At 71.3% G+C, this 21,364-nt stretch carries 18 protein-coding genes; all 18 read left to right on the top strand.

Annotated features, from left to right (window positions below; translation table 11 throughout):
• The first annotated feature begins 14 nt into the window (after nt 1–14).
• The 18 genes from IM770_RS01910 to IM770_RS01825 all read left to right on the top strand — a co-directional run bounded on the left by IM770_RS01910 (nt 15) and on the right by IM770_RS01825 (nt 21,359).
• Nucleotides 15–563: a GNAT family N-acetyltransferase gene (locus tag IM770_RS01910; protein ID WP_307785340.1), complete on the top strand. Its 549-nt coding sequence runs from the start codon at nt 15–17 to the stop codon at nt 561–563.
• 43 nt (nt 564–606) lie between these two features.
• The gene (gene aroQ, locus IM770_RS01905) at nt 607–1,065 is read left to right on the top strand and encodes a type II 3-dehydroquinate dehydratase (RefSeq protein ID WP_203579438.1); all 459 of its coding nucleotides are present in this window, start codon (nt 607–609) and stop codon (nt 1,063–1,065) included.
• 118 nt (nt 1,066–1,183) lie between these two features.
• On the top strand, nt 1,184–1,744 hold the full coding sequence (gene efp, locus IM770_RS01900; protein ID WP_045302503.1) for an elongation factor P: 561 nt from the start codon (nt 1,184–1,186) through the stop codon (nt 1,742–1,744).
• 19 nt (nt 1,745–1,763) lie between these two features.
• Nucleotides 1,764–2,174, top strand: a complete 411-nt coding sequence (nusB, locus tag IM770_RS01895) for a transcription antitermination factor NusB (protein ID WP_203579437.1) — start codon at nt 1,764–1,766, stop codon at nt 2,172–2,174.
• Nucleotides 2,175–2,298: 124 nt separating this feature from the next.
• Entirely contained in the window at nt 2,299–5,568 is a 3,270-nt protein-coding gene (locus IM770_RS01890; protein ID WP_307785339.1) for a DEAD/DEAH box helicase, read from the top strand.
• A 115-nt stretch (nt 5,569–5,683) separates the two neighbouring features.
• Nucleotides 5,684–7,258 (top strand): Rieske 2Fe-2S domain-containing protein, encoded by a 1,575-nt coding sequence (locus tag IM770_RS01885; RefSeq protein ID WP_203579435.1) that lies wholly within the window; start codon nt 5,684–5,686, stop codon nt 7,256–7,258.
• 172 nt (nt 7,259–7,430) lie between these two features.
• Nucleotides 7,431–7,970, top strand: coding sequence for a DoxX family membrane protein (locus tag IM770_RS01880; protein ID WP_203579434.1), 540 nt, complete (start codon nt 7,431–7,433; stop codon nt 7,968–7,970).
• Nucleotides 7,971–8,093: 123 nt separating this feature from the next.
• On the top strand, nt 8,094–8,627 hold the full coding sequence (pyrR, locus tag IM770_RS01875; RefSeq protein WP_203579433.1) for a bifunctional pyr operon transcriptional regulator/uracil phosphoribosyltransferase PyrR: 534 nt from the start codon (nt 8,094–8,096) through the stop codon (nt 8,625–8,627).
• A gap of 10 nt (nt 8,628–8,637) precedes the next feature.
• A complete protein-coding gene (locus tag IM770_RS01870) occupies nt 8,638–9,645 on the top strand; it encodes an aspartate carbamoyltransferase catalytic subunit (protein ID WP_203579432.1) in 1,008 nt (335 codons plus the stop codon).
• On the top strand, nt 9,642–10,952 hold the full coding sequence (locus IM770_RS01865; protein WP_203579431.1) for a dihydroorotase: 1,311 nt from the start codon (nt 9,642–9,644) through the stop codon (nt 10,950–10,952). Before IM770_RS01870 ends, IM770_RS01865 begins: the two co-directional genes overlap by 4 nt.
• Nucleotides 10,949–11,458 (top strand): PH-like domain-containing protein, encoded by a 510-nt coding sequence (locus IM770_RS01860; protein WP_203579430.1) that lies wholly within the window; start codon nt 10,949–10,951, stop codon nt 11,456–11,458. Before IM770_RS01865 ends, IM770_RS01860 begins: the two co-directional genes overlap by 4 nt.
• Complete coding sequence (gene carA, locus IM770_RS01855) at nt 11,455–12,612, top strand: glutamine-hydrolyzing carbamoyl-phosphate synthase small subunit (RefSeq protein WP_203579429.1); 1,158 nt, start codon at nt 11,455–11,457, stop codon at nt 12,610–12,612. The genes IM770_RS01860 and carA overlap by 4 nt, the downstream gene beginning before the upstream one ends.
• Complete coding sequence (carB, locus tag IM770_RS01850; RefSeq protein ID WP_203579428.1) at nt 12,605–15,892, top strand: carbamoyl-phosphate synthase large subunit; 3,288 nt, start codon at nt 12,605–12,607, stop codon at nt 15,890–15,892. The genes carA and carB overlap by 8 nt, the downstream gene beginning before the upstream one ends.
• On the top strand, nt 15,889–16,722 hold the full coding sequence (gene pyrF, locus IM770_RS01845; RefSeq protein ID WP_203579427.1) for an orotidine-5'-phosphate decarboxylase: 834 nt from the start codon (nt 15,889–15,891) through the stop codon (nt 16,720–16,722). The genes carB and pyrF overlap by 4 nt, the downstream gene beginning before the upstream one ends.
• Nucleotide 16,723: 1 nt before the next feature.
• Nucleotides 16,724–17,662 carry a guanylate kinase gene (gmk, locus tag IM770_RS01840; protein WP_203579426.1) on the top strand — a complete coding sequence of 313 codons (939 nt, stop codon included), beginning with the start codon at nt 16,724–16,726 and terminating at the stop codon, nt 17,660–17,662.
• Between the two features lie 90 nt (nt 17,663–17,752).
• Complete coding sequence (rpoZ, locus tag IM770_RS01835; protein ID WP_109209451.1) at nt 17,753–18,007, top strand: DNA-directed RNA polymerase subunit omega; 255 nt, start codon at nt 17,753–17,755, stop codon at nt 18,005–18,007.
• A 126-nt stretch (nt 18,008–18,133) separates the two neighbouring features.
• Nucleotides 18,134–19,327, top strand: a complete 1,194-nt coding sequence (metK, locus tag IM770_RS01830) for a methionine adenosyltransferase (RefSeq protein ID WP_203579425.1) — start codon at nt 18,134–18,136, stop codon at nt 19,325–19,327.
• Between the two features lie 10 nt (nt 19,328–19,337).
• Nucleotides 19,338–21,359, top strand: coding sequence for a primosomal protein N' family DNA-binding protein (locus tag IM770_RS01825; RefSeq protein ID WP_307785338.1), 2,022 nt, complete (start codon nt 19,338–19,340; stop codon nt 21,357–21,359).
• The last annotated feature ends 5 nt before the right edge of the window (nt 21,360–21,364 follow it).

Here is a 21,364-nt window from a genome sequence, read left to right as displayed (position 1 = left end):
GGTAGGGTGCTCGGGTGACCGCATCGCCTGATCCGCGCGTGACCGTGCGCCGCGTCCGCGCCGACGAGTGGCAGGCCGTGCGCGAGCTGCGGCGCGAGTCCACGAGCGATCCGGATGCCGCCATCGCCTTCCTCGAGACGCCCGCGCAGGTCGAAGCCCGGCCGGACTCGTTCTGGATCGAGCGCGCCGCGCTCGCGTCCGAAAGCGAGACGACGGCGCAGCTCGTGGCCGAGGTCGACGGCGAGTGGGTGGGCAGCCTGTCGGTGCTGATCCGCGCCACCGGTCAGACCGACCATCTGGGGCGCTTCGTCGATGACCGCCGTGCGGACGTCGTGGGCGTCTACGTCAACCCGGCCCACCGCGGCACCGGAGCGGTCGATCTGCTGCTCGCGGCAGCCGCGCACTGGGCGGCCGGCCTGGGACTCACCCGCCTCCACCTCGACGTGCACCGCGACAACCTCCGCGCCCAGCGCGCCTACCGACGGGCGGGCTTCGAGCCGACCGGTGAGACGTACACGAGCTCGATCGGGCCCGAGATCGTCATGTCGCGGCCGCTCCCGTGACACGTGGTCCGGGGCTCTCCGTGCCCGCTGATATCGTGCGACCATGACCTCCCCCCGCCGTCTTCTGCTCGTCAACGGGCCCAACCTGAATCTCCTGGGCACGCGCGAGCCGGCCGTCTACGGCACCGCGACGCTCGCCGACGTCGAGCGTGTGACGACGGATGCCGCGGCCCGGCGCGGATTCGAGGTGCGGGCCGTGCAGAGCAATCACGAGGGCGTGCTCCTCGACGAGATCCACGCCGCGCGTGAGGACTGCGCCGGCATCGTGATCAACCCGGGCGGACTCACGCACACCTCCGTCGTGCTGCGCGATGCGCTGGCGGGTGTGGGCCTTCCCGTGGCCGAGGTCCACATCTCGGATGTGCGCGCCCGCGAGGAGTTCCGGCACCATTCGTACGTCGCCGACGTGGCGCTGGTGCACGTCGTCGGCGAGGGGGTCGCCGGCTACGAGACCGCCGTCGCGCGGCTGATCGACATCATCACCGGGCAGGCCGAGGGCTGACGAATCGGCCGGGGACCAGGCATCCCGTAGAATCGAACGTCGGCGCGTCCGCCCCCCTGAGCTTGTGGAGGGGCCGCCCAGCGCCTCCCTCACTTCGACGAAACGGATTCGCACCCTCATGGCTTCCACCGCAGACATCAAGAACGGCGTCGTCCTCAGCATCGACGGCCAGCTCTGGAACGTCATCGAGTTCCAGCACGTCAAGCCCGGCAAGGGCGGCGCTTTCGTCCGCACGAAGCTCAAGAACGTGGTCTCCGGCAAGGTCGTCGACCGCACCTACAACGCCGGCGCGAAGATCGACATCGAGAACGTCGACCGCCGCGACTTCACCTACCTCTACAACGACGGCGACAACTTCGTCTTCATGGACGTCGAGGACTACGACCAGATCAACGTGGGCGCCGCCACCGTCGGCGACGCCGCTCACTTCCTGCTCGAGAACCAGCAGGTGCAGATCGCCCTCAACAACGGCAACCCGCTCTACGTCGAGCTTCCGGCGTCGGTCGTGCTCGAGATCACCTACACCGAGCCGGGCCTGCAGGGCGACCGCTCGTCGGCCGGCACGAAGGCCGCCACCGTCGAGACCGGCTACGAGATCCAGGTGCCGCTGTTCGTCGAGACCGGCACCAAGGTCAAGGTCGACACCCGCACGGGCGACTACCTCGGCCGCGTCAACTGACGCGCGCGGCACCTGACACATGAGTGCCCGTACGAAGGCGCGCAAGCGCGCGCTCGACATCCTGTTCCAGGCCGACGTCCGCGGCGACACGCCTGCCACCGTCCTCGCGGCCGAGGCCCAGCGCGCGGCGAACGAGCCCGCCCGCCAGGCCTCGTGGCTGTACGCCCGCGAGATCGTGGACGGCGTGATCGACAACCAGGACGCGATCGACGAGCAGATCACGACGTTCGCGAAGGACTGGACGCTCGCTCGTATGCCCGCGGTCGACCGCGCCGTGCTGCGCATCGGCGCATGGGAGATCCTCTACAACGACGACGTGCCGACGGCCGTCGCGATCGACGAGGCGGTGGAGCTCGTCAAGGAGTTCTCGACCGACGAGTCGGGCCCGTTCGTCCACGGCGTGCTCGCGCGCATCGCGCGCGCGAGCTGACAACTCGGCGGCTGACGACGCCCCCGCTGCGCACGACCCGGCTGCCCACACGCCGGCCGAGGCCGGGCAGGCCGATCCGTCGCCGAGCGCCGGACTGTCGGCGGCCGCGGGCAGGATGGAAGCCGTGACCTCGTCCGCCGGAGCGCCTCCGTTCGTCGACCCCGGACACATCCGCCGTCACACCGACAGCGGAACCTTCGAACGCGGATCGGCGTACTTCGCCGACGGCGCGGTGCAGCGGCTCGAGTGGGATCCGGTCTCGTGCGTCGTCGAGTCGGTCGTGGCCGGCAGCGCGGGGCGGACGTATCGGTGCCGGATCCGGCTCGACCCTCACCGCGTCAACCGGCCGATCGCCGCGACGTCGTGCACGTGTCCGGTGCAGTTCGACTGCAAGCACACCGTGGCGACCCTGCTCGCGGGCAACCGTGCGGCTGCGGCCGCCCCCGGCCAGCCCGGCGGCACGGCCTGGCGCGCGCTGTTCGAGCCGCCGCGGGCGCCGGCGCGCCCGCACACTCCGCTCGCGCTCGGCGTCGAGCTGCGCCAGCGCATCCGGCACGGCGCGTCCGCATGGGCACCGGCGCGCGTGGCGTCGGCGACGCCGCGCGGGCTGCATCAGCACGGCGCCGACGTGCTGGTGGGGCTGCGCCCGCTCGAGCGCTCTGCGCGCTCCGACGCGTGGATCAAGGGCGGTGTCTCATGGGACGCGCTGCGCCGGCCCACGACCGCCTTCGACCCGGCGCAGGCTCGCTGGTTCGCCGAGCTGCACAGCATCGGCCGCGACGTGCGCTCATTCGGGGCGTTCTCGGATGTGTCGGAGTGGCTGACGCTCGACGACATCGAGTCCAGCCTGCTGTGGCCGCATCTCGCTGCCGCTGCGGCTCGCGGCATCCCGCTGGTGCCGACGAAGCGGAGCAGCTCCGTCACCCTGGCCACGGAGGCGACCGTCGCGGTCCGCGCCCAGCGCACGGCACGGGGGCTCGAGATCTCGCCCGTCGTCACCATCGACGGAGAGCGGACGGATGCCGCGGACGTGCGCGCCGTCGGACGCACCGGCATCTACCGATTCACCGCGCAGCGCGACCGCATCGACCTGGTGCTGGCCGCCGTCGCGCTGCCGGATCCGCTTCCGGCGCTCCTCTCGACGCGAGAGACCGTGATCGTGCCGGCTGCCGAGGCGGACGAGTTCGTCGGCGAGCACCTGCCCCGCATCGCCCGGCGGGTCGCTCTGGAGACGCCGGGCCTCGACGTCGCCCCGCCGCCGCGTCCTCGCCTCGTGGCGATGGTGCGGTTCGAGCCGAGTCATCGGCTCGTCTACACGCTGACGTGGCAGTACGGCGGCGGCGACCTGCAGGGCTGGGACTCGACGGGCGACGACCGCGACGCCGCGGCGGAAGCGATCGTGCGCGACCGCGTCGAGCGCCTGTGGCGTGATCACTCACCGGTCGACTTCGCGTCCGCGGACGCGCTGACCGGCATCGACGCGGCCGAGTTCGCGTCGCGCCTGCTCCCGCTGCTGGAGGCCGACCCCGACGTCCGCGTGGAGATCTCCGGCGAGCGCCCGCCGTACCGGGAGCTGGCCGGCGACCCGCGCATCGAGGTCAGCACGGCCGAGTCCACCGACGCCGACTGGTTCGATCTGGGCGTCGTCGTGACGATCGACGGACGCCGCATCCCGTTCGGCACGCTGTTCACCGCGCTGTCCCGTGGGCGCAAGAAGATCCTGTTGGGCGACGGCGCGTACTTCTCGCTGTCGCACCCCTCGCTCCAGCGGCTGCGCGACCTCATCGACGAGGCCGGCGAACTGGACGAGTGGGAGACCGGACCCCGCCTCAGCCGCTACCAGACCGCGCTGTGGGCCGATTTCGAGGATCTCGCCGACGAGGCGCAGCCGGCCGTGTCGTGGCGCGCCACGGTCGAGGCGCTCCGCGACGCCGACGGCGTGCCGGCGACGCCCCCGCCGGCAGCCCTCGAGGCAGAGCTGCGCCCGTATCAGCGGGTCGGCTACGACTGGCTGGCCTTCCTCTGGCACCACCGTCTCGGCGGCATCCTCGCCGACGACATGGGGCTCGGCAAGACGCTGCAGCTGCTCGCGCTCATCGCCCACGCGCGCGAGAGCGGCGAGCGACGACCGTTCCTGGTCGTCGCGCCCACGTCGGTCCTGTCGACGTGGCGGAGCGAGGCCGCGCGCTTCACCCCGGGCCTGCGCGTCGCCGTGGTCGACGCGACGCGCGCGAAGCGCGGGACGACGGTGACGGATGCCGCGACCACCGCCGACGTCGTCGTCACCTCGTATACGCTGCTGCGGCTCGACGAGCCCGAGTTCGCGCGGGTGCAGTGGGCGGGCCTCATCCTCGACGAGGCGCAGTTCGTGAAGAACAGCCAGACCAAGGCGTATCGCGCGGCGCGCGACCTGCCGGCCGACGTGGTCTACGCCGTCACCGGCACGCCGCTGGAGAACAGCCTCACCGAGCTCTGGGCGCTGCTCTCGCTCGCTGCGCCTGGGCTGTTCCCGTCGGCGCGACGGTTCCGCGAGGAGTACGTCGGACCGATCGAAAAGGGCAAGGTCCCCGAGAACCAGGAGGGCGGCGCCTACCGGGCCGGACGCCTCGCGCGCCTGCGCCGCCGCATCCGTCCGCTCGTGCTGCGTCGTACCAAAGACCTCGTGGCGGCCGATCTGCCGGCCAAGCAGGAGCAGGAGGTGCGCATCGAGCTCGGCGCGGCGCACCGCGCGCTGTACGACACCGTGCTCCAGCGCGAGCGGCAGAAGGTGCTGGGGCTGCTGGACGACCTCGACCGCAACCGGTTCATCGTCTTCCGCTCGCTGACGCTCCTCCGCATGCTGAGCCTGGCCCCCGAGCTCGTCGATCCGGCCCACGCCGGCATCGCGCCCAGCAAGCTCGGAGCCCTCTTCGAGCAGCTCGACGAGGCTCTCGCGGAGGGCCACCGCGCGCTGGTGTTCAGCCAGTTCACCTCGTTCCTCGGCCTCGTCGCCGCGAGACTCGAGGAGCGCGGCATCCCGTACGCGTACCTCGACGGCTCGACGCGCGATCGCGATGCCGCCGTCGCCGCTTTCCGCGGGGGAGAGGCGCCGGTGTTCCTCATCAGCCTCAAGGCGGGGGGCTTCGGCCTGACGCTGACCGAGGCCGACTACGTCTTCCTGCTCGACCCGTGGTGGAACCCGGCGGCCGAGGCCCAGGCCGTCGACCGCGCGCACCGCATCGGCCAGCATCGAAGCGTGATGGTCTACCGTCTCATCGCGAGCGGAACCATCGAGGAGAAGGTGATGGCGCTGCAGCAGCGGAAGGCGCGGCTGTTCCGCTCCGTGATGGACGACGACGCGCTGTTCGGCCAGGCCCTCACCGCCGACGACATCCGCGGGCTGTTCGACGTGTGAGGCGTCCGCGCCGCGCCGGCGCGAGGGGCCAGGTCGGGTTTTGCACGGCGGGCGGTCCGGTGCGCGCGACGACCCTCGCCTAGACTCTTCTGGTTCGACACGGGAGGACGCACCCATGCGCATCACGGGCCTCGGCCACGCCGGAATGTTCATCGAGACGGCCGGAGGAACCATCCTCTGCGACCCGGTGATCGGGCCGACCTTCTTCGGATCGTGGTTCCCGTTCCCCGACAACCGGGGACTCGACTGGGCGAAGTACGGCAACGCCGACTTCCTCTACGTCTCGCACCGTCACCGCGACCACTTCGATCCGGCGCTGATGGAGAAGTACATCCCGAAGGACATCAAGGTGCTCCTGCCGGAGTACCCGACGGATGACCTCGAGCAGGACCTTCGCAAGCTCGGCTACGACAACATCGTCTACACGCAGGCGGGCGTCCCGCTCGAGTTCGGCGCGCTCAAGGTGATGGTGACCCCGCTGCGCGCGCCCAGCGACGGCCCGATCGGCGACTCGTCGCTGAGCGTCGACGACGGCACCGCCAGCATCCTGAACCAGAACGACTCCCACCCCCTCGACCTCGAGAAGCTGCTGTCGTTCTCGAAGCCGGAGGCGTACTTCACGCAGGTGTCGGGCGCGATCTGGTGGCCGATGGTCTACGACCTGCCGCAGGACGCCAAGCAGAACTTCGCCAAGCTCAAGCGCGATGCGCAGAACAAGCGGGCGATGTACTACATCGAGAAGGTCGACGCCGAGCACGTCTTCCCGATGGCCGGTCCGCCGATGTTCCTGCGCGAGGAGCTGTTCAAGTACAACGGCCAGGGCCTCGACGGCGACGCGATCTTCACCGACCAGCGCGAGTTCCTCGCGCACATGCGGGAGCTCCGCCCCGAGCAGAAGGGCTATGAGTTCCTCCCCGGGACCGTCGTCGAACTCGTCGACGGCGAGCTCACGGTGACGCAGACGCTGTACACCCAGGCCGAGATCGACCGGATCTTCGACGACAAGTGGGCGTATCTCGCCGAGCAGCGCGACACGCGACAGGACGAGATCCGCGCCGAGGAGGCCTCGCGCGCCGCTGTGCTCCCGCCCGACGAGATGCTCGCGGCGATCAAGGAGTGGTGGGAGCCGCTGCTGCGCCGCGCGCGCACCATCCGCAACGGGGTGGGCGGCGTGGTGCGCTTCCGCATCGGCGAGCTCGACATGGTCGTCGACTTCCCCAAGGCGAAGGTGCGCGAATACGCCGGCGAGGAGTGCATCTACTGGTACACGATCCCGGCCGACCTCGTCTCGACGAACATCGCCGACCACGAGATCGACTGGTCCAACTCGATCTTCCTCTCGATGCAGTTCGAGGTCGGTCGCAGCGGCAAGTTCAACGAGTTCCTGACGACTTTCCTGAAGTGCCTGTCGCGCGACCGCATCGAGTATGTCGAGAACTGGTACGCGGAGCAGACCGACCAGACCGAGGACGCACAGCTCGGCGACTGGATCGTGCAGCGGCGATGCCCGCACCTGCGTGCGGATCTGACCAAGACCGGCAAGATCGAGGACGGCGTGCTCACCTGCTCGCTGCACGACTGGAAGTGGGATCTCGCCTCGGGCAGATGCCTGACCAGCCAGGGGCACCCCATCCGCGCGTCGCAGGTGGAGGACGACCTCTTCCGAGCGGCGACCACGCCGGCGGCCTGACGACGCCGAGCGCCGTCTCGTTGTAGGAACGCTACAACGAGACGGCGGTGTCATGCCGGAATCTGTGTACGACGGCCGCCAATCTCGGGTGCGGCGTATCACTGCGCGTCCGTCGGCGTCCTGATCACCGTGCCCGCGATCGCGGGTGATCAGAACCCGAAGGAGTCACGCCATGACCACCGTTCCCGTCCGCGGCGCCGCCGGCGTCGTCGTCCCGTCGTCCACCCGCCGCCAGAACCCGTTCGCGGCCGCCCTCGCGTGGGAAGCCCGCGCCGAAGCCGCCGTCAAGGTCTCGCTGCAGCGGTGGAGCATCCCCGCCCTGCGCGTCGCCCTCGGCGCGGTGTTCGCCGTGTTCGGCGCACTGAAGCTCTTCCCCGGCGTCAGCCCGGTCGAGGCGCTCGTGAGCTCCACCTGGGAGAAGCTCACCTTCGGTCTGGTCAGCGGACAGGTCGCACTCATCGCGACGGCCGCGATCGAGGTCGCCGCGGGTGTGCTGCTCATCGTGGGCGGCGCGTTCGCCCGCATCGGCCTCGTCGTGCTGGCCCTCGCGTTCGTCGGCATCCTGTCGCCGATCGTCCTCCTGCCCGCCGAGGTCTTCGGCCCGGCCGGCCCGACCCTGACCGGCCAGTACATCTTCAAGAACGTCGTGCTGATCGCCGCCGCCCTCGTCGTCGCCTCTCGGGTGCTGCGCGGACCGTCGCCGCGCTCCTGACGCCCGCTCCGCACACGGCGCAGGCCGGTCCCGATTCGGGACCGGCCTGCGCCGTGTCGTAGACTGGACGGCGATCACAGCAACCTTTAACCCCGTCCTGTGAGGCGGAGAAGGGAGCGGCGGATGAGCACGCGAACCGTGCTGCACGAGGCCGACATCGCCCGGGCCCTGACTCGGATCTCGCACGAGATCCTCGAGTCCAACAAGGGCCCCGACGGACTCGTCCTCCTGGGGATCCCCACCCGCGGCGTCACCCTCGCCCACCGCATCGGTGCGCTCGTCGAGCAGTTCGGCGGGGCTGCGGTCCCCGTCGGGGCGCTGGACGTGACCATGTACCGCGACGACCTGCACCGCAACCCGACCCGCGCCCCGCAGCCGACGCAGATCCCCGCCGGCGGCATCGACGGCAAGGTCGTCGTGCTCGTAGACGACGTGCTGTTCTCGGGCCGCAGCATCCGCGCCGCCCTCGACGCGCTCCAGGACATCGGGCGCCCGGCGGCCGTGCGCCTCGCCACCCTCGTCGACCGCGGGCATCGGGAGCTGCCGATCCGCCCGGACTTCGTGGGCAAGAACCTTCCGAGCTCGCGCGACGAGCGCGTCAACGTCCGACTTGCCGAGACCGACGGCTCGGAATCCGTCACGATCGAGGGGAGGTGACGTTCGGGTCATGAGGCACCTGCTCGACACCCAGACCCTCGCACGCGAGGACGCCCTGCGCATCCTCGACGTGGCCGAGGACATGGCCGACACCCAGCGCCGTGAGGTCAAGAAGCTTCCGACGCTCCGAGGCAAGACGGTCGTCAACCTGTTCTTCGAGGACTCCACGCGCACGCGCATCTCGTTCGAAGCCGCCGCGAAGCGCCTGTCGGCCGACGTGATCAACTTCTCCGCGAAGGGCTCCAGCGTCTCCAAGGGGGAGTCGCTGCAAGACACGGCGCAGACGCTGCAGGCGATGGGGGCGGATGCCGTCGTCATCCGTCACGGAGCCTCGGGCGCCCCCCGAACCCTGGCGACCAGCGGCTGGATCAGCGCGGGCGTCGTCAACGCCGGCGACGGCACGCACGAACACCCCACCCAGGCGCTGCTCGACGCGTTCACGATCCGCAAGCGCCGCTTCGGCGACGACAGCCGCGGACAGGACCTCGACGGCGTGAAGGTCACCATCGTCGGAGACGTCCTCCACTCGCGGGTCGCGCGGTCCAACGTCTGGCTGCTGAACACGCTCGGCGCGCGCGTCACGCTCGTGGCGCCGCCCACGCTGGTGCCTCAGGACGTGTCTAACTGGCCTGTCGAGGTGCTTTACGACCTCGACGACGCGATCTCCGCCGGTCCGGACGCCCTCATGATGCTGCGCATCCAGCTCGAGCGCATGAATGCCGCATATTTCCCCACTGAACGGGAGTATTCGCGCCGGTGGGGTCTGGACGCACGGCGTCTTCAGGAGCTCGGAGCGGATAGCATTGTCATGCACCCCGGACCCATGAACCGGGGGCTGGAGATCTCCGCAGAAGCCGCGGACTCGCCCCGCTCGACAGTGCTCGAACAGGTCGCGAACGGCGTCTCGGTGCGCATGGCCGCGCTGTACCTGCTGCTGGCGGGTGCGGAGCGCAGCACTGCCGACACCCTGTCCGCGAACGACGCCGCCGACGGCACGGAGAAGGAGAACACCCGATGAGCGAAACCCTTCTCTTCCGCGGAGCCCTCGTCGAGGGCACCGTCGGGGCCGACGTCGTCGTCGCGGACGGCGTCATCGCAGAGATCGGCCCGGGTCTCAGCCGCGCCGGCGCCACCGTCGTCGACGTCGACGGTCTCGTGCTGCTGCCCGGCCTGGTCGACCTGCACACGCACCTGCGCGAGCCCGGGTACGAGGCATCCGAGACGATCCTCACCGGATCCCGTGCCGCCGCGGCCGGCGGCTACACCGCCGTCTTCGCCATGCCCAACACCTCGCCGGTCGCCGACACGGCGGGCGTCGTCGAGCAGGAGCTCGCGCTGGGGGAGGCCGCCGGCTTCGTCACCGTGCAGCCCATCGGCGCCGTCACCGTCGGGCAGAAGGGCGAGCGCCTCGCCGAGCTCGGCGCGATGGCCGACTCGCGGGCGCGCGTGCGCGTGTTCAGCGACGACGGCTTCTGCGTGTGGGACCCGCTGATCATGCGGCGCGCGCTCGAGTACGTGAAGGCGTTCGACGGCGTCATCGCGCAGCATGCGCAGGACCCGCGCCTCACCGAGGGCGCGCAGATGAACGAGGGCGCGGTCTCGGCCGAGCTCGGCCTCGCCGGCTGGCCCGCCGTGGCCGAGGAGTCGATCATCGCGCGCGACGTCCTCCTCGCCGAGCACGTGGGCTCGCGCCTGCACGTCTGCCACCTCTCGACGGCGGGTTCGGTGGACATCATCCGCTGGGCCAAGAAGCGGGGCGTCGACGTCACCGCGGAGGTCACCCCCCACCACCTGCTCCTCACCGACGAGCTCGTGCGCGACTACGACGCACGCTTCAAGGTCAACCCGCCGCTGCGCCGCGAAGAGGACGTGCTGGCCGTGCGCGAAGGCCTCGCCGACGGCACGATCGACATCGTCGCCACGGACCACGCGCCGCATCCCGCCGAGTCCAAGGCCTGCGAGTGGCACGCCGCCGCGAACGGCATGGTGGGGCTCGAGAGCGCGCTGCGCGTGGTGCAGCAGTCGATGGTCGACACCGGCCTCATCACGTGGGGCGACGTCGCGCGCGTCATGTCGCGCGAGCCCGCGCGCATCGGACGGCTCGCCGGCCACGGCACCCCCCTGACCGAGGGGCAGCCCGCCTCGCTCGCCTTCTACGACCCGTCGCCGCGCCGGACGTTCACCGTCGGCGACCTGCGCGGCCGGAGCGTGAACTCGCCCTACCTCGGGCGCGAGCTGCCGGGCGACGTGCGCTGGACGCTCCACCAGGGCACCGTGACAGTGGCCGACGGCGCACTCCTCGACACCCCGGGAGTGCGCGCATGACGCGCGAAGGCGCTCTCGCCGTGATCGTGGTCGTCGCGGTCGCCCTGCTGGCCCTGCTGGCGTGGGCGTGGTGGCGACGAACCCGGCGCGATGCGGACCTCGCGGCCCCCGTCGGCGAGATCCCGGCGGGCGCGGCGACGCTGTCGGAGTTCCCCACGCTGTACGTGGCGACCACCCGCCACGGCGAGCCGCTGGAGCGTCTCGCCATCGGCGGTCTCGGCTTCCGCTCGCGCTCCGACGTCACCGTGACCGACGCGGGCGTGGCCCTGGACCTCACGGGCAAGCCCCGGGTGTTCCTGGCGGCCGACCGCATCCAGGACGTCGGGCAGGCGACGGTCGCGATCGACCGCGTCGTCGAGCCCGAGGGCCTCGTGCGCCTCGCCTGGCGTCTCGACGACGGCACCGTCGTCGACTCCTATCTCCGACCCCAGGATGCCTCGGCCCGCGCCCTCGCGGACGCCGTGGCCGGCATCCTTCCCCCGACCCAGACGGGAACCCGCCCATGACCTCCCTGTTCCAGACCGATCCGGCCGTCCTCGTGCTCGAGGACGGCACCCGCCACGTCGGACGCGCCTACGGCGCCCTCGGCACCACGATCGGCGAGGTGGTCTTCTCCACCGGCATGACCGGCTACCAGGAGACCCTCACCGACCCCTCGTACGCGGGCCAGATCGTCCTTCAGACCGCGCCGCACATCGGCAACACCGGCATGAACGACGAAGACCCCGAGTCCCGTCGCATCTGGGTGTCGGGCTACATCGTCCGCGACCCCTCTCGCGTCGTGTCCAACTGGCGCGCCGACGAGTCGCTCGACGACGCGCTCGTGAGCGACGGCGTCGTGGGCATCAGCGGCATCGACACCCGCGCGGTCACGCGCCACATCCGCTCGGCGGGCTCGATGCGCGGCGCCATCTTCTCGGGCGAGGCCGCCGCCATCGCACCCGAGGAGCAGCTCCGCCTGGTGCGCGAGGCGCCCCAGATGGCCGGCCAGAACCTGTCGGCCCAGGTGTCGGTGGCAGCGGCCGAGGTCACCGCCGCGACGGGCGAGCGCATCGGCAACCTCGCGGTGCTCGACCTCGGTGTCAAGCAGGCGACCGTCGACAACCTCGCCGCGCGCGGCTTCGACGTCCACGTCCTGCCGCAGGACGTGACGATCGACGAGATCCGGGCGATCGACCCCGTCGCGGTGTTCTACTCCAACGGTCCCGGCGACCCCGCGGCCTCGGGCGACCACGTCGACCTGCTGCGCGGCGTCCTGGACGACGGCCTGCCGTTCTTCGGCATCTGCTTCGGCAACCAGCTGCTGGGCCGGGCGCTCGGCCTCGGCACCTACAAGCTGCCCTTCGGCCATCGCGGCATCAACCAGCCGGTGCTCGACAAGGCGACCGGCCGCGTCGAGATCACCGCGCACAACCACGGCTTCGCGGTCGACGCGCCTGTCGAGGGCGAGTTCGACAGCCCCCACGGCTACGGCCGCATCGAGGTCAGTCACGTCGGGCTCAACGACCAGGTGGTCGAGGGTCTGCGCGCGCTCGACATCCCCGCGTTCTCGGTGCAGTACCACCCCGAGGCCGCCGCCGGCCCCCACGACGCCAACTACCTGTTCGACCGCTTCCGCGACCTGGTCGTCGCGACCCTGGAGACCAAGAAGAATGCCTAAGCGCGACGACATCCGCTCCGTCCTCGTCATCGGGTCCGGCCCGATCGTCATAGGCCAGGCGTGCGAGTTCGACTACTCGGGCACGCAGGCCTGCCGCGTGCTCCGCGAGGAGGGCGTGCGCGTCATCCTCGTGAACTCGAACCCGGCCACGATCATGACCGACCCCGACTTCGCCGACGCGACGTACATCGAGCCGATCACCCCCGAGGTGATCGAGACGATCATCGCCAAGGAGAAGCCCGACGCGATCCTGCCGACCCTCGGCGGTCAGACCGCGCTCAACGCGGCCATGGCGCTGCACGACCGCGGCATCCTCGAGAAGTACGACGTCGAGCTTATCGGCGCCAAGGTCGACGCCATCCGCAAGGGCGAGGACCGCCAGATCTTCAAGGAGCTCGTGCTCGAGGCCGGCGCAGACGTGGCCCAGTCGGTCATCTGCCACTCGATGGACGACCTGCTCGCCGGTGCCGAGAAGCTCGGCTACCCGCTCGTCGTGCGCCCGTCGTTCACGATGGGCGGTCTCGGGTCGGGCTTCGCGTACAACGAGGAGGACCTCCGCCGCATCGGAGGCGCGGGCCTGCACGACTCGCCGACCAACGAGGTGCTGCTCGAGGAGTCGATCCTCGGGTGGAAGGAGTACGAGCTCGAGCTCATGCGCGACACCGCCGACAACACGGTCGTCGTCTGCTCGATCGAGAACGTCGACCCGGTCGGCGTGCACACCGGCGACTCCATCACCGTCGCCCCGGCGCTCACGCTCACCGACCGCGAGTACCAGAAGCTCCGCGACATCGGCATCGACATCATCCGCGCGGTGGGCGTCGACACCGGCGGCTGCAACATCCAGTTCGCCGTCGACCCGACCAACGGGCGCATCATCGTCATCGAGATGAACCCCCGGGTGTCGCGCTCGTCGGCGCTCGCCTCGAAGGCGACCGGCTTCCCGATCGCCAAGATCGCCGCGAAGCTCGCGATCGGCTACCGCCTCGACGAGATCCCCAACGACATCACGAAGGTGACGCCGGCGAGCTTCGAGCCGACCCTCGACTACATCGTCGTCAAGGTGCCGCGCTTCAACTTCGAGAAGTTCCCGGCCGCCGACACGACGCTCACGACGACCATGAAGTCCGTCGGCGAGGCGATGGCCATCGGCCGCAACTACGCGACGGCACTGCAGAAGGCGCTCCGCTCGCTCGAGAAGCGCGGTTCGAGCTTCCACTGGGGCGACGAGCAGCGCTCGGTCGAGGAGCTGCTCGAGATCGCGCAGACGCCGACCGACGGCCGCATCGTCGTGCTGCAGCAGGCGCTCCGCAAGGGCGCCACGGTCGAGCAGGCGTTCGAGGCGACCAAGATCGATCCCTGGTTCCTCGACCAGATCGTGCTCATCAACGAGGTCGCAGAGTTCGTGCGCCAGGCGGCGGAGCTGGATGCCGCGACCCTGCGCATCGCGAAGGAGCACGGCTTCAGCGACGCCCAGATCGCGCAGCTGCGCGGCGACAGCGAGACGCAGGTGCGCGGCATCCGTCACAGTCTCGGCCTTCGCCCCGTCTACAAGACGGTCGACACGTGCGCGGGGGAGTTCCCGGCCCTCACGCCGTACCACTACTCCAGCTACGACTTCGAGACCGAGGTGACGCCCTCGGAGCGCACCAAGGTCGTGATCATCGGCTCGGGGCCCAACCGCATCGGGCAGGGCGTCGAGTTCGACTACTCGTGCGTGCACGCGTCGTTCGCCCTCGCGGACGCCGGCTACGAGACGGTCATGGTCAACTGCAACCCCGAGACCGTGTCGACCGACTACGACACCTCCGACCGCCTGTACTTCGAGCCGCTCACGCTCGAGGACGTGCTCGAGGTGCTGCACGCCGAGTCGCAGTCCGGCGAGATCCTCGGCGTCATCTGCCAGCTCGGCGGACAGACGCCGCTCGGACTCGCGAAGGGCATCGAAGAGGCCGGCTACACGATCCTGGGCACCAAGCCCGCCGCGATCGACCTCGCCGAGGAGCGCGAGCTGTTCTCGCGCCTGCTCGACGACGCCGGCCTGGTCGCTCCGCGCAACGGCACCGCGATCGACGTCGACGGCGCCGTCGCGGTCGCCGAAGAGATCGGCTACCCGGTGCTGGTGCGCCCGAGCTTCGTGCTCGGCGGCCGCGGCATGGAGATCGTGTACTCGACCGAGGCGCTGCGCGACTACTTCGTCCGCGTCGCGGGTGAGGCGATCATCGGCCCCGGTCTCCCGCTCCTGGTCGACCGCTTCCTCGACGACGCGATCGAGCTCGACGTGGACGCGCTCTACGACGGCGACGAGCTCTACATCGGCGGCGTCATGGAGCACCTCGAGGAGGCGGGCATCCACTCCGGCGACTCGTCGTGCACCCTGCCGCCGGTGAGCCTCGGCCGCACCGACATCGACCGCGTCCGCACCGCGACGCACGCCATCGCCGAGGGCGTCGGCGTGCGCGGCCTCCTCAACGTGCAGTTCGCGATCTCGGCCGGAGTGCTCTACGTCATCGAGGCGAACCCGCGTGCGAGCCGCACGGTGCCGTTCGTATCCAAGGCGCTCGGCATCCCGCTCGCCAAGGCCGCGTCGCGCATCATGGCGGGCACCACGATCGCCGAGCTCAAGGCGGAGGGCCTGCTGCCTCAGCAGGACGGCTCGCGCGTGCCCCTGGACGCGCCCGTCGCCGTCAAGGAGGCCGTGCTGCCCTTCAAGCGCTTCCGCACCGCCGACGGCCAGACGGTCGACTCGGTGCTCGGCCCCGAGATGCGCTCGACCGGCGAGGTGATGGGGATCGACCGCGACTTCCCGACGGCCTTCGCGAAGTCGCAGGAGGCCGCGTACGGGGGCATGCCGCAGTCGGGCACCGTCTTCATCTCGGTGGCCGACAGCGACAAGCGCGCGGTGATCCTGCCCGCGCACCGCCTGCAGGAGCTCGGGTTCGACCTGGTCGCCACCGAGGGGACCGCCGAGATCCTCGCGCGCAACGGCATCGACGTCCGCGTGGTGAGCAAGTACTCCGAGACGCACGAGTCCGGCGGCACCAACATCGTCGACCTGATCAACGCCGGCGAGATCGACATCGTCGTGAACACCCCGTCCGGCGGCGCCGCCCGCGCGGACGGCTACGAGATCCGGGCCGCGGCCGTCGCCGGCGACAAGGCGCTCTTCACCACGATGGCCGTCCTCGGCGCCGCGGTGAGCGCACTGCCGGTGCTGCGCGAGGGCTTCGACGTCAAGAGCCTGCAGGAGTACGCACTCGACCGGGAGGGCGCTGCATGACCTCGTTCGGCGAGCGGGTCCGCGCCGCGATGGCGGCGCGCGGACAGCTGTGCGTCGGCATCGACCCGCACGTCCACCTGCTCGCCGAGTGGGGGCTGGATGCCTCCGCCGCCGGTGTGCGGGAGTTCGGGCTGCGCACCGTCGAGGCCGCCGCGGGTCTGGTCGCCGTCGTGAAGCCGCAGGTGTCGTTCTTCGAGCGCTACGGGTCGGCGGGCTTCGCCGCACTCGAGGACGTCCTGGCCGCGGCCCGGGAGACCGGACTGCTCGTGATCGCCGACGCCAAGCGCGGCGACATCGGCACCACGATGGACGCGTACGCCGAGGCGTGGCTCACACCGGGGTCGCCGCTCGAGGCGGACGCGCTCACGGTGAGCCCCTTCCTGGGCGTCGGCGCGCTCGACGGCACGTTCGAACTCGCCGGGCGCCACGGCAAGGGCCTGTTCGTCCTCGCCGCCACGAGCAACCCCGAGGCGCTCCCGCTGCAGCGCTCGCGGCACGCGGACGGCGTCACGGTCTCGGCCGACATCATGCGCGAGGTCTCGGCCCGCAACGCCCGCTCCACGCCCGAGGGGCAGTGGGGGAGCTTCGGCCTCGTCATCGGAGCCACGGTGGACTGGACGGATGCCGGTCTCCGGCCGTTCTCGCCGATCGCGCCGATCCTGGGCCCGGGGTTCGGTCATCAGGGTGCGGAACCGCGAGAGCTCGGTGCGCGCTTCGGCGACCTCCAGGAAGCGGTGATAGCGTCGGAGAGCCGCAGCATCCTGGCTGCCGGACCCGACCGGCTCGCCGCGCGCATATCCGAGCGCGCCCTTCTCTACCGTGGTGATTGACATGCCCGATTCGCGCACCCCTTTGGACGGCGCTCCCTCCGACTCCGCCGCGCACGGGCGGCCTCCCGAGGTCGATCGCGTCGCAGCCTCGCGCCGCGCCGTCGCCGCCCGCCGTGAGCGCGCCGCCCTCAAGAAGGACGTCTCCATGCGCGTGATCACGCCGCAGGAACTCCTCCGTCGCGCGCTCGCGGATCCGACGTCGCCCGCCGGCGCGATGCGCGTGCCGGAGTTCCTGACGGCGATCCCCGCGATCGGCGAGGGCAAGCGGGACCGCATCCTGCACGACCTCGAGATCTCGCCGGTGAAACGGCTCGGCGGCCTCGGCTCACGCCAGCGCGAAGACCTCCGGCGGTTCCTCGACGCCCGCTGGCCCGAGTTGGAGCCGCGGGGCGGCCGCAGCCGCCTCGTCGTGCTCGCCGGTCCCACGGCGGTCGGCAAGGGCACGGTGGCGGGCCACATCAAGGAGCACCATCCCGAGATCCTGCTGTCGGTCTCGGCCACGACGCGCGCGCCGCGGCCGGGCGAGGTCGACGGCGAGCACTACTTCTTCGTCGACGACGCCGAGTTCGATCGCATGATCGCCGACGGCGAGCTCCTCGAGCACGCGACCGTGCACAACGCCCACCGGTACGGCACGCCGCGCGCGCCGATCGAGAAGGCGCTGTCCGCGGGCCGCACGGTGCTGCTCGAGATCGATCTGCAGGGTGCGCGCCAGGTGCGGGACGCCGACCCCTCGGCGACGCTCGTGTTCCTGCTGCCGCCGAGCTGGGACGAGCTCGTCCAGCGCCTGGTGGGCCGGGGCACCGAAGACGCGGCCGAGCGGGCCCGGCGGCTGCGCACGGCGAAGACCGAGCTGGCCTCGCAGGCGGAGTTCGATTACCGCGTCGTGAACGACGATGTGGCCCGCGCCGCCGACGAAGTCGCCCGCCTCGCGCACTGACCTGCGCCTTTCCCGTAGAATGGCGGGATGCCTCGGCACTCCGAGGCTCCGCAGACTCCCACTCCGACATCCGATCCAGGAGGTTTCGCCATGGCCGGAACGAACCAGGGCATCATCGAGCCCCCCATCGACAGCCTGCTCGAGAAGGTCGACTCGAAGTATCAGCTGGTGATCTACGCGGCCAAGCGCGCCCGTCAGATCAACGACTACTACTCCGACCTGCACGAGGGCAACCTGTTCGACAACGTCGGCCCGCTGGTCGACTCGACCGTCGAGGACAAGCCCCTCACGATCGCGATGCACGAGATCCACGAAGACAAGCTGCGCCTGCGCCGCGCGGAGTAATCGCGTTACGACCTGTGTGCCCCCGAAGACGGTGATGTCCGTCTCCGGGGGCATACTGGTGTCCGCCCCCTGGGCACGCGGTGCGCGCTGACGACCCGAGCCCACGTACTGACAACTGGAGTACCGATGACCGACCTGCGGCTGTTCACGTCCGAATCCGTCACCGAGGGCCACCCCGACAAGATCTGCGACCAGATCTCGGACTCCATCCTCGATGCGATCCTGGACGCCGACCCGAACGGACGCGTCGCCGTCGAGACGCTGGTGACCACGGGCCTGGTGCACGTGGCGGGCGAGGTCTCCACCTCCGCATATGTCGAGATCCCCGCGATCGTGCGCGGCGTCGTCAACCGCATCGGCTACACGTCGAGTGAGACCGGCTTCGACGGCGACTCCTGCGGCGTGAGCGTCTCGATCGGCGCCCAGTCCTCCGACATCGCGGCGGGCGTCGACAAGGCGTTCGAGCGCCGTGAGGACGGCTCGGAAGATCCCCACGACCTGCAGGGCGCCGGCGATCAGGGCATCATGTTCGGCTACGCGACCACCGAGACGCCGCAGCTGATGCCGATGGCCGCGTGGACGGCCCACCGCATGGCGGAGCGGCTCGCAGAGGTTCGACGATCGGGCGCGCTGCCGTTCCTGCGTCCGGACGGCAAGACCCAGGTGACCCTGGGCTACGACGGCGCGACGCCGAAGACCGTCGAGTCCGTCGTGCTGTCGACGCAGCATCAGCCCGACATCTCGCAGAAGGCGCTGCGCGCCGCCGTGCGAGCCGAGGTCATCGACCCGGTGCTCGAGTCGACCGGACTGGAGCTTCCCGACGTGAAGTTCTACATCAACCCGGCGGGGCCGTTCGTCACGGGCGGCCCGAAGGGCGACGCGGGACTCACCGGCCGCAAGATCATCATCGACACCTACGGCGGCGCGTCCCGCCACGGCGGCGGCGCGTTCAGCGGCAAGGACCCGTCGAAGGTCGACCGCTCGGCCGCGTACGCCATGCGCTGGGTCGCCAAGAACGCGGTGGCCGCGGGCCTGGCCGAGCGCCTCGAGGTGCAGGTCGCCTACGCCATCGGCAAGGCCAAGCCCGTCGGCCTCTACGTCGAGACCTTCGGCACCGGCCGGGTGTCGGACGACGCCATCACCAGGGCGATCCTCGAAGTGTTCGATCTGCGTCCCAAGGCGATCATCGACCAGCTCGACCTGCTGCGCCCGATCTACGCGCAGACCGCGGCGTACGGCCACTTCGGCCGTGAGCTGCCGGACTTCACGTGGGAGCGCACCGACCGCGCCGACGACCTGCGCGCGGCAGCCGGGCTCTGACGCCGGCCGCGTGACCGCGGTGCACGACGACGAGCACGGGCTCGGCGTGGGCGTCCGCCGCCCCCGCCGGGTCGCGCGCGTGCTCCTGGACTCGCCGCTGCCGCAGCTCGACCGCCTGTTCGACTACGAGATCCCCGCAGAGCTCGCCGACGACGCCCGACCGGGCGTGCGCGTCCGCGTGCCGCTGCGCAGCGCGGGCCGGGTCGTCGACGGCCTCCTCGTCGAGGTGGGGGAGCCGGATGCCTCGGACCGCCCTCTCTCTCAGCTCGACGCAGTGGTGTCTCCGGTGCCGGTGCTGACGCCCGCGCTGTATTCGCTCGCGCGGAAGGCGGCCGATCGGGCGGCGGGCTCGGCGGGCGACATCCTGCGACTGGCGATCCCGAAGCGGATGGTGCGGGCCGAGAAGGCCTGGCTGGCGGCGGGTCCGCCGCCGCTCCCCGCCGTCGATGAGACCGCCACCGGCTGGGCGGACGAGGTGCTCGCGGCGTTTCCGGGTCTCGCGACCGCCCTCGAAGCGGGCGAGAGGGTTGCCGTGGACGCGCCGCCGCTCCCCGCCCGCCTCGACGACGGAACGCCGGTGGGAGCCTGGGCCGTGCTCCTGGCCGCCGCCGCGACCCGCGTGCTCGCCCACGGACGCAGTGCGATCATCGCCGTGCCGGACCACCGCGACCGCGCGCAGCTGGAGGCCGCGCTGCAGTCGCGCATCCCCGCGGAGGCGCTGGTGCGCGACGACGCCAAACAGAGCGGCCCCGTCCGCTACGCGGCGTTCCTGCGCACCCTCTCGGACGCGCCGTGCGTCGTCATCGGCAACCGGTCCGCCGTCTACGCCCCTGTCGCCGATCTCGGCATGGTCGCACTGTGGGACGACGGCGATCCGCTGCTCGCCGAGCCGCTCAGTCCGGGGGTGCACGCACGCGACGCCGCGCTCCTTCGGCAGGAGCTCCACGGCGGAGCGCTCGTGTTCGCCGGCCACACCCGGACGACCGACGTGGAGCGCCTCGTCGCGATCGGATGGGTGCGGGAGCTGCCGGCGGCCCGCCGGGTGACTCCGCGCGTGGTGCTGACCGCCACGCGCGAGGGCGAGTCGCGCGCCGCGCGCGTTCCGTCGTCGGCGTTCGCAGCCGCCCGCGAGGCGCTCACCCAGGGCCCGGTCCTGGTGCAGGTCGCACGCCCCGGCTACGCGCCGGTGCTCGTCTGCGCATCCTGCCGGCACCCCGCCCGGTGCGCCCACTGCGGCGGCCCGCTCCACGCTGCCCGGCAGGGGGCTGTCCCGACATGCTCGTGGTGCGGCCGCGCGGCGCACGCGTGGGCGTGCTCCGAGTGCTCGTCGACGCTGCTGCGGATGGCGTCATCGGGCAGTGAGCGGACCGCCGACGAACTCGGCCGCGCGTTTCCCGGCACGCGGGTGATCGTCGCCGACGGCGACCACCCGGTCGCCCAGGTCGAGGACCGGCCGGCGCTGGTCGTCGCCACGCGGGGCGCCGAACCGCCCGCCGTCGGCGGGTATCGGGCGGTGATCCTGCTCGACGGCGACCGCATGCTCATGGCCGACGAGCTGCGAATCGGCGAATCGTGCCTGCGGTGGTGGTCGAACGCCGCCGCCCTCGCCGCTCCCGGAGCGCCCGTGCATCTCGTCGGCGTGGGCGGCGAGATCGCCCGCGCCCTCGCGACCTGGACGCAGGCCTCGTACGCCCGCGCCGAGCTCGCGGACCGGGCGCCGCTGCGCATGCCGCCCACGGTGCGCGTCGCCTCCGTCGACGGACCCCGTCGCGCGGTCGACACCGCGCTGGCCGAGCTCCGGCGTGCGGTGCCCGAGCTCGACGCCGAGGCGGTGCTCGGTCCGCTCGCGCGTGACGAGACCGTGCGAGCCCTCGTGCGCTTCGAGTACGCCCTCGGAGCGCGCGTGACCGAGAGCCTGCGCGCCTCGGTGGTGAGTCACGCGATGAAGGGCCGCCGCCCGGTGAAGGGTCGCACGCCCGGCGCCGCCCATACACTGAAGGTCCGGGTCGACGTGCCCGACCTCGACCTCTGACCCTC

Origin of the sequence: Microbacterium hibisci, from assembly GCF_015278255.1 — a bacterium.
GTDB classification, from domain to species: Bacteria; Actinomycetota; Actinomycetes; order Actinomycetales; family Microbacteriaceae; genus Microbacterium; species Microbacterium hibisci.
This window is presented reverse-complemented; position numbering and strand designations above follow the sequence as displayed.

What these genes read in the sequence shown, in the direction of transcription:
- pyrF (WP_203579427.1), top strand. Translation starts at nt 15,889, where the DNA reads ATGACCTCGTTCGGCGAGCGGGTCCGCGCCGCGATGGCGGCGCGCGGA.
- IM770_RS01865 (WP_203579431.1), top strand. Translation starts at nt 9,642, where the DNA reads ATGAGCGAAACCCTTCTCTTCCGCGGAGCCCTCGTCGAGGGCACCGTC.
- IM770_RS01860 (WP_203579430.1), top strand. Translation starts at nt 10,949, where the DNA reads ATGACGCGCGAAGGCGCTCTCGCCGTGATCGTGGTCGTCGCGGTCGCC.
- nusB (WP_203579437.1), top strand. Translation starts at nt 1,764, where the DNA reads ATGAGTGCCCGTACGAAGGCGCGCAAGCGCGCGCTCGACATCCTGTTC.
- carA (WP_203579429.1), top strand. Translation starts at nt 11,455, where the DNA reads ATGACCTCCCTGTTCCAGACCGATCCGGCCGTCCTCGTGCTCGAGGAC.
- IM770_RS01880 (WP_203579434.1), top strand. Translation starts at nt 7,431, where the DNA reads ATGACCACCGTTCCCGTCCGCGGCGCCGCCGGCGTCGTCGTCCCGTCG.
- rpoZ (WP_109209451.1), top strand. Translation starts at nt 17,753, where the DNA reads ATGGCCGGAACGAACCAGGGCATCATCGAGCCCCCCATCGACAGCCTG.
- aroQ (WP_203579438.1), top strand. Translation starts at nt 607, where the DNA reads ATGACCTCCCCCCGCCGTCTTCTGCTCGTCAACGGGCCCAACCTGAAT.
- pyrR (WP_203579433.1), top strand. Translation starts at nt 8,094, where the DNA reads ATGAGCACGCGAACCGTGCTGCACGAGGCCGACATCGCCCGGGCCCTG.
- IM770_RS01885 (WP_203579435.1), top strand. Translation starts at nt 5,684, where the DNA reads ATGCGCATCACGGGCCTCGGCCACGCCGGAATGTTCATCGAGACGGCC.
- gmk (WP_203579426.1), top strand. Translation starts at nt 16,724, where the DNA reads ATGCCCGATTCGCGCACCCCTTTGGACGGCGCTCCCTCCGACTCCGCC.
- metK (WP_203579425.1), top strand. Translation starts at nt 18,134, where the DNA reads ATGACCGACCTGCGGCTGTTCACGTCCGAATCCGTCACCGAGGGCCAC.
- IM770_RS01870 (WP_203579432.1), top strand. Translation starts at nt 8,638, where the DNA reads ATGAGGCACCTGCTCGACACCCAGACCCTCGCACGCGAGGACGCCCTG.
- carB (WP_203579428.1), top strand. Translation starts at nt 12,605, where the DNA reads ATGCCTAAGCGCGACGACATCCGCTCCGTCCTCGTCATCGGGTCCGGC.
- efp (WP_045302503.1), top strand. Translation starts at nt 1,184, where the DNA reads ATGGCTTCCACCGCAGACATCAAGAACGGCGTCGTCCTCAGCATCGAC.